14 protein-coding genes and 1 other RNA gene are annotated in these 14,158 nt (G+C 31.9%); 10 read left to right on the forward strand and 5 right to left on the reverse strand.

Annotation, left to right across the window (positions count from 1 at the left end):
* Window positions 1-3: 3 nt before the first annotated feature.
* Entirely contained in the window at window positions 4-1,188 is a 1,185-nt protein-coding gene (locus ACZ451_RS12305) for an LETM1-related biofilm-associated protein (RefSeq protein ID WP_464212821.1), read from the reverse strand.
* A gap of 525 nt (window positions 1,189-1,713) precedes the next feature.
* Here ACZ451_RS12305 and pyrR point away from each other — a divergent pair.
* The 8 genes from pyrR (at window position 1,714) to ACZ451_RS12345 (ending at window position 8,968) form a co-directional block, all read left to right on the forward strand.
* Window positions 1,714-2,256, forward strand: a complete 543-nt coding sequence (pyrR, locus tag ACZ451_RS12310) for a bifunctional pyr operon transcriptional regulator/uracil phosphoribosyltransferase PyrR (protein ID WP_464212823.1) — start codon at window positions 1,714-1,716, stop codon at window positions 2,254-2,256.
* Window positions 2,257-2,270: 14 nt separating this feature from the next.
* Entirely contained in the window at window positions 2,271-3,200 is a 930-nt protein-coding gene (locus tag ACZ451_RS12315) for an aspartate carbamoyltransferase catalytic subunit (RefSeq protein ID WP_464212825.1), read from the forward strand.
* 3 nt (window positions 3,201-3,203) lie between these two features.
* A complete protein-coding gene (locus ACZ451_RS12320; protein ID WP_464212827.1) occupies window positions 3,204-3,536 on the forward strand; it encodes a ribonuclease Z in 333 nt (110 codons plus the stop codon).
* Between the two features lie 34 nt (window positions 3,537-3,570).
* Window positions 3,571-4,476 (forward strand): ribonuclease Z, encoded by a 906-nt coding sequence (locus ACZ451_RS12325; RefSeq protein ID WP_464212829.1) that lies wholly within the window; start codon window positions 3,571-3,573, stop codon window positions 4,474-4,476.
* Window positions 4,477-4,532: 56 nt separating this feature from the next.
* Window positions 4,533-5,177, forward strand: a complete 645-nt coding sequence (gene pdxH / locus ACZ451_RS12330; protein ID WP_464212831.1) for a pyridoxamine 5'-phosphate oxidase — start codon at window positions 4,533-4,535, stop codon at window positions 5,175-5,177.
* A gap of 333 nt (window positions 5,178-5,510) precedes the next feature.
* Window positions 5,511-5,999, forward strand: a complete 489-nt coding sequence (locus ACZ451_RS12335) for a SixA phosphatase family protein (RefSeq protein WP_464212833.1) — start codon at window positions 5,511-5,513, stop codon at window positions 5,997-5,999.
* Window positions 5,996-8,068, forward strand: coding sequence for a polyphosphate kinase 1 (gene ppk1 / locus ACZ451_RS12340; protein ID WP_464212835.1), 2,073 nt, complete (start codon window positions 5,996-5,998; stop codon window positions 8,066-8,068). Before ACZ451_RS12335 ends, ppk1 begins: the two co-directional genes overlap by 4 nt.
* Window positions 8,069-8,080: 12 nt before the next feature.
* Window positions 8,081-8,968 (forward strand): Ppx/GppA phosphatase family protein, encoded by an 888-nt coding sequence (locus tag ACZ451_RS12345; RefSeq protein WP_464212837.1) that lies wholly within the window; start codon window positions 8,081-8,083, stop codon window positions 8,966-8,968.
* A 41-nt stretch (window positions 8,969-9,009) separates the two neighbouring features.
* Here ACZ451_RS12345 and ACZ451_RS12350 read toward each other — a convergent pair whose 3' ends face one another.
* Window positions 9,010-9,591: a MiaE family protein gene (locus ACZ451_RS12350; protein WP_464212839.1), complete on the reverse strand. Its 582-nt coding sequence runs from the start codon at window positions 9,589-9,591 to the stop codon at window positions 9,010-9,012.
* A gap of 170 nt (window positions 9,592-9,761) precedes the next feature.
* Between ACZ451_RS12350 and ACZ451_RS12355 the strand changes: the two genes are divergently transcribed.
* Window positions 9,762-10,124, forward strand: a complete 363-nt coding sequence (locus tag ACZ451_RS12355) for a transmembrane 220 family protein (RefSeq protein WP_464212841.1) — start codon at window positions 9,762-9,764, stop codon at window positions 10,122-10,124.
* Here the strand turns inward: ACZ451_RS12355 and dnaX are convergent.
* Entirely contained in the window at window positions 10,113-12,167 is a 2,055-nt protein-coding gene (gene dnaX, locus ACZ451_RS12360) for a DNA polymerase III subunit gamma/tau (protein WP_464212843.1), read from the reverse strand. The two genes, ACZ451_RS12355 and dnaX, sit on opposite strands and share 12 nt — an antisense overlap.
* A 131-nt stretch (window positions 12,168-12,298) precedes the next feature.
* On the opposite strand from dnaX, the gene rnpB reads away from it, so the two are divergent.
* Window positions 12,299-12,627: RNase P RNA component class A (rnpB, locus tag ACZ451_RS12365), an RNA gene on the forward strand.
* 127 nt (window positions 12,628-12,754) lie between these two features.
* Here rnpB and ACZ451_RS12370 read toward each other — a convergent pair.
* Both ACZ451_RS12370 and ACZ451_RS12375 read right to left on the reverse strand, forming a co-directional pair.
* Complete coding sequence (locus ACZ451_RS12370; RefSeq protein WP_464212845.1) at window positions 12,755-13,336, reverse strand: superoxide dismutase family protein; 582 nt, start codon at window positions 13,334-13,336, stop codon at window positions 12,755-12,757.
* 352 nt (window positions 13,337-13,688) lie between these two features.
* The gene (locus ACZ451_RS12375) at window positions 13,689-14,156 is read right to left on the reverse strand and encodes a GyrI-like domain-containing protein (RefSeq protein WP_464212847.1); all 468 of its coding nucleotides are present in this window, start codon (window positions 14,154-14,156) and stop codon (window positions 13,689-13,691) included.
* Window positions 14,157-14,158: the final 2 nt, after the last annotated feature.

Raw genomic sequence — 14,158 nt, forward strand, 5'->3', positions numbered from 1 at the left:
GCACTAATCCAATCTATTGTCATCAAAAGCAGAAGGCAGTAGTTTAGGAATTAATTTTATAAATATTGGTAGTAGAACTGCACCACCAGGAAGCATAAAAATAGCTAATGAAGGAATGCTTTTAAAAATATCTAATAATTGGTTTTGTACTTTTTTGCGCTCTTCAGCACTTAACTCTTTTACAGTAGATTTAGATAATAAAGAAACCAATTCTTTGCTTTCAGAAAGTTCTTTTTGTAACCTTTTACTATTTCTTAAAATAAGCTTATCTACTATTTTAGCCATGCTATCATAAAACTGTACGGCTAAATTTTTATCTTTTAAATAAGGTATTTTTTCAGCATTAATTTCAAAAAAATCTTTAACATTTTTTAAAGCAATAGTAATTGTAGTTTTTGGTAGTTTTAAATCTTTACAAATGCTAAAAATAAATTCAGATTCTTTAACTCCTAAAGATTGATCTTCCCATACTGTTAAGCAGGCAAGATCTATAAAGTATTTGCTCTCAAACACTGAAAACTGCTGTATTAATTTCTCTTTGTAAGATCCATCAAAATCTTCTTTTTCATTGTCTGTAAAAGTTAATGAGGAAGCAAAAAGCTTTACCAAATTTTCATCTTTTTTATTTTTTTCTTTAGAATTTAAAGCATCAAATGCTATGTTTATGGTAATATATTCTAAATTTTCGGCATGCTTTTTTATATGCTGTTTTTTGTTTAGATATGCTTTAAAAGTTAAAACATCTATATATAATAGAGAGTTTGTAATAGAGCTATTAAAAGTTTTACTGATTACATTATCATCAATATACACCCGAGAGTCTAAAATATGTTCTAATTGTTGTGTTTTATTATTACCAGTAAGGATTTTATTTAGAAATGAAATATTATTCATTCCTAATATTTGATAGAAGTCAAATATAAGATCTAAAAAAGTGTCAAAAGAAACGTTAGACTTTTGGAGTTTACAAGTGAAATATAAAGCTGTGATTAGATTTATTTTTGCGTTTTCATCTTCGGATAATGAATGCTTAGTTGGTATAAATTCGGGTATATAAAGATTAATCCCATAAATAAACCCAATTTTTTTTAGATGCAAGTATAACTCGTCGTAATTTTCATACAAATCATTATAATCTTTAACTAAAAATCCAAATTTAGTTATCCAACCATTGGAAGATGGGTTCATTTATTACCATTTTAGTTTCAAAAATAAGGTAAATGCTTAGGAGTCTTAATATTTGATCCGTTTTTATGCAAGCAATTCATCGAATTTTTTATTTTTTTGTAAAATAATTCCGATAAAATGATTACTTTTTTAGTCCAATTGCATTTTTGAATTCTATAAGTTTAAATAATGCCCCCCGAATTTAAAGATTTAGTTTTTGCTAGTCTTTAATAAGATTAATTTAAATTAAAGTTTATGATAGAATTTTTACTTGTTTTATTATGGCTTGTTGTAATGATTTTTTTGACTGTAAAAGTTGTTAAGGCCTACCAATCGCTACAAAAGCTCATGAAATCTAAAAAATAGTTTTAGATTTTAATTATGCATTTTACTAACTATTAAAACAAAGAGACCGTTTAAAACTATTTTAAACGGTCTCTTTGTTTTGTATCATCTAAAAAATAATAGATTTAATTTAAGGGCTTGTAGTATTAAATATTGTCTTTATAAGATATTTTGATATTTTTGCTTTTAGAATTTTTTAACATGAGCCAAAAAGTATTGCTTTCATCCAAAGAGATAAATATCATCTTACATCGTTTGGCTTGTCAATTATTAGAAAACCATTTAGATTTTAAAAATACGGTACTCATAGGCATTCAACCTAGGGGTATATATCTTGCTGAGCGTTTAACCCATATTTTAAAATCAGACTATGGTGTAAAACACATAGATCTAGGTTTTTTAGATATCACTTTTTATAGAGATGATTTTAGAAGAGGAGATAAAACCTTAGAAGCAAATAAAACGGCCATTAATTTTTTGGTGGAAGATAAAAAAGTAGTGTTGATAGATGATGTTTTGTATACAGGAAGAAGCATAAGAGCTGCGCTTACCGCTTTACAGTCTTTTGGCAGACCTTTAGAAATAGAATTACTGACTTTAATAGACAGAAGATTTAGCAGACATTTACCAATTCAACCTAATTACAGAGGCAGACAAGTAGATGCTATAAATAATGAGAAAGTAAAAGTAATGTGGCAAGAAAATGATGGAGAAGATGTTATATACCTTATTAACAGAGACTAAAAAATAAAGTAAAGATGAGCGAATTAAGTGTCAATCACTTGCTAGGAATAAAATATCTTAAAGAAAAAGATATTCAACTCATTTTTGAAACTGCAGATCATTTTAAAGAAGTAATTAATCGTCCTATTAAGAAAGTACCTTCTTTACGAGACATTACTATTGCCAATGTTTTCTTTGAAAATAGTACCCGTACAAAATTGTCTTTTGAATTAGCAGAAAAAAGACTTTCGGCAGATGTCATTAATTTTTCTGCTGGGCAGTCATCAGTAAAAAAAGGAGAAACGCTGATAGATACGGTAAACAATATTTTATCTATGAAAGTAGATATGGTTGTAATGCGGCATCCTAATCCTGGTGCAAGTATTTTTTTAGCAAAACATGTAGATGCAGCCATTATAAATGCTGGAGATGGGGCACACGAGCATCCAACACAAGCGCTACTAGATTCGTATTCCATACGCGAGAAATTAGGAGATGTAACTGGTAAAAATGTAGTTATTGTAGGAGATATTTTGCATTCTAGAGTTGCATTGTCTAATATTTTTGCTTTAAAAATGCAGGGGGCAAATGTAAAGGTATGTGGTCCTAAAACACTACTACCCAAACATATAGAATCTTTAGGCGTAACAGTAGAAACGAATTTAAAAAAAGCATTGAATTGGTGTGATGTAGCAAATATGCTTAGAATACAAAACGAAAGATTAGATATTAGCTATTTCCCCACAACTAGAGAATACACCCAACAATATGGCGTAAATAAAAAATTATTGAATAGTTTGGATAAAGAAATTGTAATAATGCATCCAGGCCCTATTAATAGAGGCGTGGAAATTACAAGTGATGTGGCAGACTCCAAACAATCTATTATTTTAAACCAGGTAGAAAATGGAGTAGCCATCCGTATGGCTATTATTTATTTATTAGCTTCTAAAATTAAAAAATAACCTATGATTTTTGATATCCTTGGAACAACCACCATTATTTCTCAAGAAACTACAGATTTAACGGTATTTATTAAGAATTTAAATGCCAACTACTCCAAAATAGAACATGATAATTTAATAGTAAACCTATTTTCTTTTTCTAAATTAACCCCTAATGATATTTTAGAGTTTTTAGAAGTATCAAATAAACATCGGAATACAAAAAAATCTTTTGTAATTGTTACCGCTGTTGTTTCTTATGATGATGTTCCAGAAGAATTAATAGTGGTACCTACCATACAAGAAGCAAAAGACGTTATAGAAATGGAAGAGATAGAGCGAGATTTAGGCTTTTAAATTATAACCGACTTTAAAGGTTCAAATTTCTAACATGAAACTACAAATACTAGGTTGTTATGCCGCTACTCCAAGAACAATGACGAATCCTACGTCTCAAGTATTGGAGATAAAGAATCATATGTTTTTAATAGATTGTGGAGAAGGCACCCAAGTACAACTCAGAAAGCATAAGATTCGCTTTTCTAAAATCAATCATATTTTTATTTCGCATTTGCATGGAGATCATTTTTTTGGTTTACCCGGTCTAGTATCTACATTTAGACTATTAGGGAGAAAATCTGCAATGCATATTTATGGGCCTAAGGGGATTAAAGAAGCTATTTTATTGTTTTTAAAACTTGGAGATTCGTATACAAACTACGAGCTGTATTTTCATGAGCTTAGCTCAAAAAAAGCTGAAGTTATATTTGAGGATGATAAAGTTAGTGTACAGACCATACCTTTAAAACATAGGGTATATACAAATGGCTTTCTTTTTAAGGAAAAACCTGCATTACGTACTTTAAATGTAGCAGCGGCCAAAGCATATAACATAGAAACTTGTTATTATCAGAATATAAAAAACGGAAAGGATATTACTTTAGAGAATGGTGATCTTATACCAAACTCAACATTAACTTTTGATCCGCCAGCTCCCAAAAGTTATGCGTTTTGCAGTGATACGGCATACAAACCTGATATCATACCACAAATAAAAAATGTAGATGCTCTATATCATGAGTCCACTTTTTTAGAGTCTCAAGCAGCATTAGCTCCAAAAACAAAACACTCTACAGCAAAAGAAGCTGCATCTATAGCAAAAGAAGCAAATGTAGGTCAGTTAATTTTAGGGCATTACTCTACACGTTATAAGTCTATTGCACTTTTTAAAGAAGAAGCAAATGAGATATTTTCAAATGTACTTTTAGCTGAAGACGGAAAAGTGTTTGAATTTTAAGGAATAATACCCTATTATTCTTGTCTTTTTCGGAACTTTGTATATATTAAAAAATTATGCAAAAAGACTTAGCAAATTATAGAAAATCTTATGAAAAAAGCGCCTTAGTAGAAAGTGCAATTTCTGATAAGCCGATGAAACTTTTTCAAAAATGGTTTTTAGAAACAGAGGCATCAGATGGAGTAGAAGAGCCAAATGCTATGACCGTAGCTACTATTGGCACAGATGGTTTTCCTAAGAGTAGAGTGGTCTTATTAAAGAAATATACCGAAGAAGGTTTTATTTTTTATACCAATTATGATAGTGAGAAGGGGAAAGCCATTTCTAATAATCCTAATGTATGTATTTCGTTTTTTTGGCCTAATATGGAGCGTCAAATCATTATAAAAGGTAGGGCAGAAAAAATAAAAGCAAACCTTTCTGATGCGTATTTTAAGTCTAGACCAGATGGTAGTAAATTAGGTGCTATAGTATCTAAGCAGAGCAGTGTTATTGCTTCAAGAGAAGGTTTAGAAGAAGAACTAAAAACACTAGAAAAAGAATATCAAACAAAAGAAATAAAAAGGCCGGAACATTGGGGTGGTTATTTGGTAAAACCAATTTCCATGGAGTTTTGGCAAGGTAGGCCTAATCGTCTGCATGACAGGATTCGGTATAGTTTAGAAGGCGCGGATTGGAAAATAGAACGCTTAGCACCATAAAAAGTTTATGAGTTTATGCGCTACGCGCTAGTTTATAAGTTTAAAAAGTTTATGTTATTACGCATTCGTTTATAAGTATTGTCCCCTTGAGGGGACTTTAGGGGTATAGAAATTTAGTTGAATGAGTTGATGAGTTTAAATGTGTATTAGTTTATGACTGACACGTTTGTAGTTTGCTCAAAAGAATTACAATCCTCATAGGCATAGTCGAGGGGAAAAACAGAAGTTCTCGCCCTGAGCGGAGTCGAAGGGAAAGCCCTAGTACTAAGCGTGTAGCCGAAGGTAAAAACCCTAGCTCTGAGCGGAGTCGAAGGGAAAATAAAAAGATAAAATATGAAAACATTAATCTTAATGCGGCATGGAAAATCTTCTTGGGACTTACCCGTTTCTGACCATGATAGGTCTTTAATGCAAAGAGGAATTATTGATGCTGAGGCAGTAGCGGCATATTTTAAAAAAGAAAAAATAGCAATCGAACAAGTGTTTTCTAGTTCTGCCAACAGAGCTTTACACACTGCTATTATTGCTATGAATACATTACATATCCCACTTTCTAAATTACAAGTAACAGAACAGTTGTATGATTTTTCTGGAGAAATGGTTTTTCAGTTTATAAAAGAATTAACAGATAATATACAAACAGTACTTATATTTGGACACAACAATGCTTTTACCTCTTTGGTAAATAGTTTAGGAGATAAACCTATAGGGAATCTACCCACTGCTGGTTTAGTTCATATAGCTTTTGATGAAGAAAAATGGCAAAATATAAGCAAAGGAATTACTAAGAACACAGTGTTTCCAAAACAATTTCGAAAATGATAAAAAATAAAAATCAATATATAAATAGAGAAATTAGTTGGTTGCAATTTAATGAACGCGTACTTCAAGAAAGTGCAGATAAAAAAGTACCCTTAATAGAACGTTTGCGTTTTTTAGGGATTTTCTCAAACAACCTAGATGAGTTTTTTAAAGTGCGCTATGCCACAGTTAAAAGAATTGTAGAAGCAGGAAAATCTGGTAAAAGTGCATTAGGTGGAGAAATTGCTAAAGAACTATTAGCTGAAATTACAGATGTAGTCATTAAGCAACAAACAGAAAGTTTAGGAATACTCCATCAGATTGAAGAAGAGCTAGAATCTGAAAATATTTTTATTATAAATGAAACAGAAGTTAGTGAAACACAAGCTAATTTTATAAAAGATTATTTTGACCGAAAAGTAAGTCCACTTTTAATGACCATTATTTTAAATGATCTAAGAAAGTTTCCAACTTTAAAAGATACTGCAGCTTATTTGGCTGTAAAAATGCTCTTAAAAAAAGAAGATGGGCAAGAATATGCAGAAAACAGGTACTCTCTTATAGAAATTCCAAAAGGAATTGAACGTTTTGTGGTACTCCCTGATGAAAATGGAAAGAGTTATATTATTCTCTTAGATGATTTAATACGATATAACTTAGGTTCTATATTTAATATGTTTGAGTATGAATCTATTTCGGCACACATGATTAAAATTACACGTGATGCAGAATTAGATATGGACAATGATTTAAGTAAAAGTTTTATTGAAAAAATATCGAGTAGTGTAGAACACCGTAAAGTAAGCGATCCGGTTCGTTTTGTATATGACAAAAATATAGCGGCAGATACCTTACGTTTTTTAAGGCTTAAAATGGGAATTGATAGTACAGATAGTATTATTCCGGGTGGTCGCTACCATAATAGAAGGGATTATATGAAATTCCCAAGTTTGGGCAGAAAAGATTTATTGTATAAAAAAATACAAGAATTACCTGTAAAAGGATTACCAATGGATGGTAGTTTGTTTGAAGAAATTGCGAAGAAAGATTACTTGCAATACACCCCATATCATACGTTTTCCTATATTATTAAGTTTTTACGAGAAGCAGCTATAGACCCAAAAGTGCGGAATATAAAAATTACGGTTTATCGTTTGGCAAATAATTCTCAAGTAGCTTCATCCTTAATAAACGCAGTAAAAAATGGAAAACAAGTAACAGTACAAATAGAATTACAAGCGCGTTTTGATGAGCAAGCCAATATAGAATATGCAGAACAATTACAAGCAGAAGGCGTAAAGCTTATTTTTGGTGTACCAGGCCTAAAAGTACACAGTAAAATATGTTTAATAGAAAGAGAAGAAGAGCAAGGAATTAAAAGATACGGTTTTGTAAGTACAGGAAATTTTAATGAAGCTACTGCACGTATTTATACAGATTACACTCTTTTTACCGCTAATGATGCTATTTTAAAAGAATTAAATAAAGTATTTGACTTTTTTGAAACGACCTATAAGATAAATAAATACAAACATTTAATTGTTTCTCCACACTATACCAAAAATGTATTTAGAGCTCTTATAGATGAAGAGATTGAGAATGCAAAAGCAGGTAAAGAAGCCTATATAAAAATTAAGATGAATAGTTTTACGTCTTATAAAATGGTAGATAAATTATACGAAGCGAGTAATGCAGGTGTAAAAATTCAATTAATTGTTAGAGGAATTTGTTGCCTTATTCCTGGTGTTGCTGGGATGAGCGAAAATATTGAAGCAATAAGTGTTGTAGATAAATTTTTAGAGCATCCAAGATTATTTGTATTTGGTAATAATGGTAATCCTAAAATATACATTTCTTCTGCGGATTGGATGACTCGGAATTTAGATTATAGAGTAGAGGTAGGATGCCCTATTTATGATGAAGATATAAAAAAAGAACTTTTAGAAACTTTTGAAATTTCTTGGAAAGATAATTTAAAAGCAAGGGTTTTTTCTGCAGAACAAGATAATGCTTATAAAAAAATTGAGGGACCAGAACTGCGCTCACAATTTGAGTTGTATGACTATTATAAGGCAAAGTTAAATTCGTAAACACAGTACCTATTGAAAGTAAGAAAATTTGCGGCTATAGATATAGGGTCTAATGCCATTAGACTTTTAACCCATAATATTATTGAAGAGAAAGGAGAAAAAGCTAAGTTTAAAAAAAGTGCTTTAGTCCGTGTTCCAGTACGTTTGGGTGAAGATGCATTTACTGAGGGCAAAATCTCTGATAGAAATATCCAGAGGATTGTAAAATCTATGAAAGCTTTTAAGTTATTAATGGAAGTGTCTGGAGTAGAAAAATATATGGCCTGTGCTACCTCCGCTATGAGAGAAGCTAGTAATGGCAAAGAAGTAATTACCCTTGTAGCAAAAGAATCTGGTGTGCAGATAGAATTAATAGATGGCAAACGAGAAGCCGCTATTATTGCATCAACCGATTTAAAAGATGTGATCCAAAAAGAAAAATCGTATTTGTATATAGATGTAGGGGGAGGAAGTACTGAATTTACTTTTTTTGTAAATGGAAAAATGCAAAAATCTAAATCTTTTAAACTAGGTACGGTACGTTTACTTAATGATACGGTTGCTGAAAATACTTGGTCCGTTTTAGAAAATTGGATTAAAACCTATAAAAAAGAATTGTCAGACGTGATTATTATTGGCTCTGGTGGAAATATTAATAAATTGCACAAGCTTTCGGGTAGAAAAGAAGGGCAAGCCATATCGTATATCTGGCTGAGGGCCCAGTATCAATTTTTAGATAGCCTTAGTTATGATGAGCGTATTTCTGAATTAGGCTTAAACCCAGATAGGGCAGATGTTATCATTCCAGCGACAAAAATATTTTTATCGGCCGCAAAATGGGTTGGAGCTACAAAAATTCATGTTCCAAAAATTGGGCTTTCTGATGGGATTATTAAAACCTTGTATTATTCGGAGGAATAAAAAGAGTAGTCATTAATGATTAATAAAAATGATAATTTAGTTTATCCATGCACACTACCACCTACACTCAAGTCTTTCATAATACTAGCTTCATAAACCAATAATTCTTCCCATTTTTGATCCACTTCTTCTCGGTCTCCATAAAGCCTTGCAAACTTTAAAAACATGGTATAATGTCCGGCTTCACTAATCATTAATTTACGGTAGAATTCGGCCAGTTCTTTATCTTCTAATTCCTCAGATAGTAATCTAAAACGTTCACAACTCCTAGCTTCAATAAGTCCAGCATAAAGTAGTCTGTGTACCAATTGCGTTGTTCTGCTACCACCTTTAGGGAAAAACTTTAATAATGCTATGACATACTCATCTTTACGATCTCTACCCAGAATTTGTCCACGTGCAATAATACGATCATGAACCATTTTAAAATGACCCATTTCTTCACGGACTAAAGCAATCATTTCTTCAACCAGTTCTGTATATTCAGGGAAAGAGACAATTAGCGATATCGCTGTAGACGCCGCTTTTTGCTCACAGTACGCATGGTCTATAAGAATTTCGTCTATATCTTTTTCAACAATATTCACCCATCTGGGGTCTGTAGGTAATTTTAATCCTAGCATCTTTTTATTTTCTAATCAAAAATACAAGTTATAGAAGAGCAAACAAAATTGGATTATTATAATTAATTTTACTCGATAATCAAGATTTAAATATTTAGAGGTTTGCCTTGTTATCTAAGTTGTTTTTCAACTCAAAATTTTAAGGGCTATCCATAAACTTGTTTACTGATATGAATTTATTATTTAAAATTTTAGGGCTACTATTTGCAATTTTATTCTTCATTTCTGCCGGGCTTCAGTATAATGACCCAGATCCTTTTCTTTGGATGCTTATTTGGGGGGGGTCCGCATTAGTGTGTTTAGCTTTTTCTTTTCAAAAAATATCATTTAAAGCGCTGTTATCTTTGGGTATTTTAGCTTTTGTAGGGTTTATTTATTGCTATCCAACTACATTTGAAGGTTTTGAAATAGGAACTGGAGATATTAAAAATATAGAAGAGGGTAGAGAAGCTTTTGGCTTGCTCATTATTTCTATTGTTTTATTGGTATTTGCTTTTAGGATTAAGTATGTAAATAAGGGATTAAAGATCTAGGTCAAACTCTTTTCTAAGAAGATCTATAGCGGGGTTCTTTTCTCTTAGTTTTTCATATTTTTCTTCAGGGGTAAAAGCAAACTTTTTGGCTACCGTCTCATTAATGGTAATTTGTATTTTAATGAAATGATTGTTTAGTTTTGAACGTAAATATTCCATTAAATCATACTGATCTCTTTCTATTTCTTTCTTCATAGTGCCATTTGGTAATTCTATCCAAATAGTAGTTTCGTTCCTTAGTTTAGGAATATCAGTATTTAAGTTAGAAGCTAATATCTTACGCCCCTCTTTATCAATAATAGCTACAAAATCTGCCCAATGTTTTTGCATTTCTGCTTCTGTAAAAGGAGCATTAGGAAGTTTACTCTCATCAATAATATCGTCTTTCTTATTAAGTTCGTGTTCTTTTTTAAGCTTTAAACTAGATAAAGAAAGCCCTGAAACTCGTTTTTGATCGGTATTGATATTAATTTTTATTGGCGGTGGAGTAGCGTTTAATTCTGCATTGACATTTGTTTGTTCGGATATGTCTGGTTTTTCTGCTGTAGGCTTGGTACTCGTTACAGGCTTTTCATCTTTCTCAGGAGAAATGCTATTATCGTCTGTATTTAGAGTGTTTTCAAGTAACGCTCCCTCTTTCTCTTTTTCGGCATTGGTATGATAATTTGGTATGGGTTCTTCTACTAGTAAAGGAGTTTCCTGTGTACTGTTGTTGAATACCAATTCATTAGAATTAACTGCTATTGTTTCATCTAAAAGGCTAGGCGTAGCTACAATCGTTTCGTTATTTGGAGGAACTATTTCTTTGCTGTTTTCTACAGTAGCGGCAGTTAACTCTGGTTTTGGAGCCTCATTACTATCTTGTGTATTAACTGTTTCAACAATTGCTTCTTGTTTAAATTCAGGTTTTTTAAAAGTGTTTTTTTGATAAAAATCTGATGGAGCAATAAAATTTTCAGCTACGGAATCAAGGTTTTTTTTTTCTCCATCAAAATTGATAGAGGCTAGTTTCATAAGCGATAATTCTACCAGTAAGCGCTGATTTTTACTGGTTTTGTATTTAATATCACAATCATTTGCAATATCTATGGCTTTTAAAAGAAATAGATTGCTTGTTTTTTGCGATTGCGCTACATAGGTTTTTTTGGTTTCTTCTCCAACCTCTAGAAGGTTAATAGTAGACTGATGTTGGCACACCATTAAATCTCTAAAATGAGAAGCAAGCCCAGTAATAAAGTGATGCCCATCAAAACCTTTAGATAAAGTATTGTTAAACAAAACTAACAAGCCTGGGATATTATGTTCTAGGATTAAATCTGTAGCACTAAAATAAGTATCGTAATCTAAAACATTTAAATTTTCAGTAACCGCTTTTCTCGTGAGGTTTTTACCAGAAAAACTTACGACTCTATCAAATATAGAAAGGGCATCTCGCATAGCACCATCTGCCTTTTGTGCAATTATATGCAAGGCATCCTCCTCTGCTTCAATTCCTTGATTTTCTGCAATGTATTTTAAATAATTGGCAGCGTCTTTTACTGTAATTCTTTTGAAATCAAAAATCTGACAACGTGATAGAATCGTTGGTATAATTTTATGTTTTTCAGTAGTTGCTAATATAAAAATAGCATGATTTGGAGGCTCTTCTAAAGTTTTTAGAAAGGCATTAAAAGCAGATTGCGATAACATATGTACCTCATCTATAATATAGACTTTATATTTTCCTACTTGAGGTGGAATCCTAACTTGGTCAGTTAAATTCCGAATATCATCTACAGAGTTATTAGAAGCGGCATCTAATTCAAAAATATTAAAAGCATAATCCTCATTGGTGTTTTGAGAACTTTCTTCGTTTATTTTTTTTGCCAAAATACGGGCACAACTGGTTTTCCCAACGCCACGAGGACCACAAAATAAAAGTGCTTGCGCTAGGTGATTATTTTCAATGGCATTTAATAAGGTATTTGTAATAGCTTGTTGCCCCACAACATCCTTAAAAGTTTGAGGTCTATATTTCCTTGCCGATACTACAAATGGTTCCAAATACGAGGCTTTATAATTAGCAAATATTCCCAAAACTGGGAATTACAAATATAAAAATTGAAAGGTATTTTATGTAGTCTTTTAATGAATTAACCACTTTACTTATCAACAAATTCATTTACTTTTGCGGCTTAGCAGGTCACCTTATCGCATTGTATTGCATTTATGCTTATAATGAGGAAAGTCCGGACACCATAGTGCAGTATAGCGGGTAACGCCCGTCACCAGACCTTTGTGTAGGGTAGGACTAGTGCAACAGAAAGAATGTACAGGTAATGCTGTAGTGAAACCAGGTAAACTCTATACGGTGCAACGCCATGTATACCAGCGTTAAGAGTAGCACGCTCGTGTTGGAGGGTAGGCGGTTTGAGCTTTTGGGTAACTAAAAGTCTAGATAAATGATAAGGCGCTTTAACGTGTTTAAAGTGAACAGAATCCGGCTTATTGACCTGCTAATTTTTTTGATTCTTCAATATTATGGAATATTTGAAGTAGAAAAATAAAAATGGTAAAGGTGTTTTAACTAAAAATAAAAGCGCTTACTGTGCAAACAGTAAGCGCTTTTATTTGTTCTATATATGGGAAGGCTATTGGATAATTCCTGCACAACTAACTCTTTTGCCAGCTGCACCACTTGGCTGAGAGGTGAAATCATCAGAGCCTTGGTGTACAATAACACCTTTTCCTAAAATATTCTTTGTTTCATCTTCACAACCTATACACCATTCGTCAGTGCTGAACTCTACAGTAGCATTTCCGTCAGCATCAGCCTTAAAATTACCAATATCACCTTTATGATACCCTTCTGCAGCACCCCATTTACCATGAGATTTAAAAGTTGGATTCCAATGTCCACCAGCAGATTTTCCATCAGTTGAACTACAATCTGCAGTTTGGTGAATGTGGATGGCATGCTCACCTTCTGTTAAACCAGATAGTTTAGCTGTCATCATAACCATATCATTTTTTTGTGTAAAAGTAACATCTCCTTTTACATTACTCTCACTTTTTGGCTCTAATGAAAATTTAATAACTTCTTCGGTCATTTCTTTTTTCATTTCTGTTGCCTCTTTTTTCATTTCTTCTTTAGTATCTTCTGCTTCTTTTTTGGCTTCTTTACAGCTAAAGAAGGCTACTAAAATTAAACTTGCTATTATAGTCTTTCTCATGTTTAGGTTTTATTAATTGTTTTAATGCACTAAAGTTACATAATATTTTAGGCTGAGTCAATTTATATTTGTGTAAAAATAGGATGGAAAAAATATGATATATGTAAAACCAAAGTATGTTTTATTATCCTTTAGGAGAAATTGCAATTATAAAAATTATTAAAAAGGGAATAAGCATTATCAATACCCAGCCAAAAATTTGTAATAAGAATCCTATTATAACTACAGTTATAAAAAACATGAGGACATATAGTACTCCTTTATTTACTATTTTTCTCATAATAGCCATCAACAAGGTAAAAGAAAAGCGGCGCTATGGGTATCAGTCCAATAATAAGATATAGAATGGTTTTCATTGAACGGGTATCCAGATTTCTTCTTCCGAATTAACATCATTTGGTTTGTATTTGTCTCCTAAAATTTCAAAATGAGGTCTATGATCTAATATATAATTAGATTTAGGGAGCCATTCCCTAAAGATATATTCAAAAGGAAGATTATTACTCAAACCTTTATGCGTAAAAACAGCATATTTGCCACTTTTTAAAGTAAACGGACTCATACCATCAGGAATACTTTCAAAATTAGTTACTTCTGCTAATGCCCATTTTGTAAATACTAACTGCGGATTAAAATTATCGTAATAATTTTCTGGAAATACTCTAAGATCAAAAACAGCATTGCTAACCGTATTCAGAATCTCTTTTTTACGCGGCATAAATGTGCTAAACAATTCAAATGTTTTGTTTTCAGCTACAGACATCTGTATTGCTTGCCCAATTAATTTTTTTTCAGGAAGTATTTCTATTCTTGGAATCAAAA

This window comes from Allocellulophaga tsushimaensis (assembly GCF_055383085.1).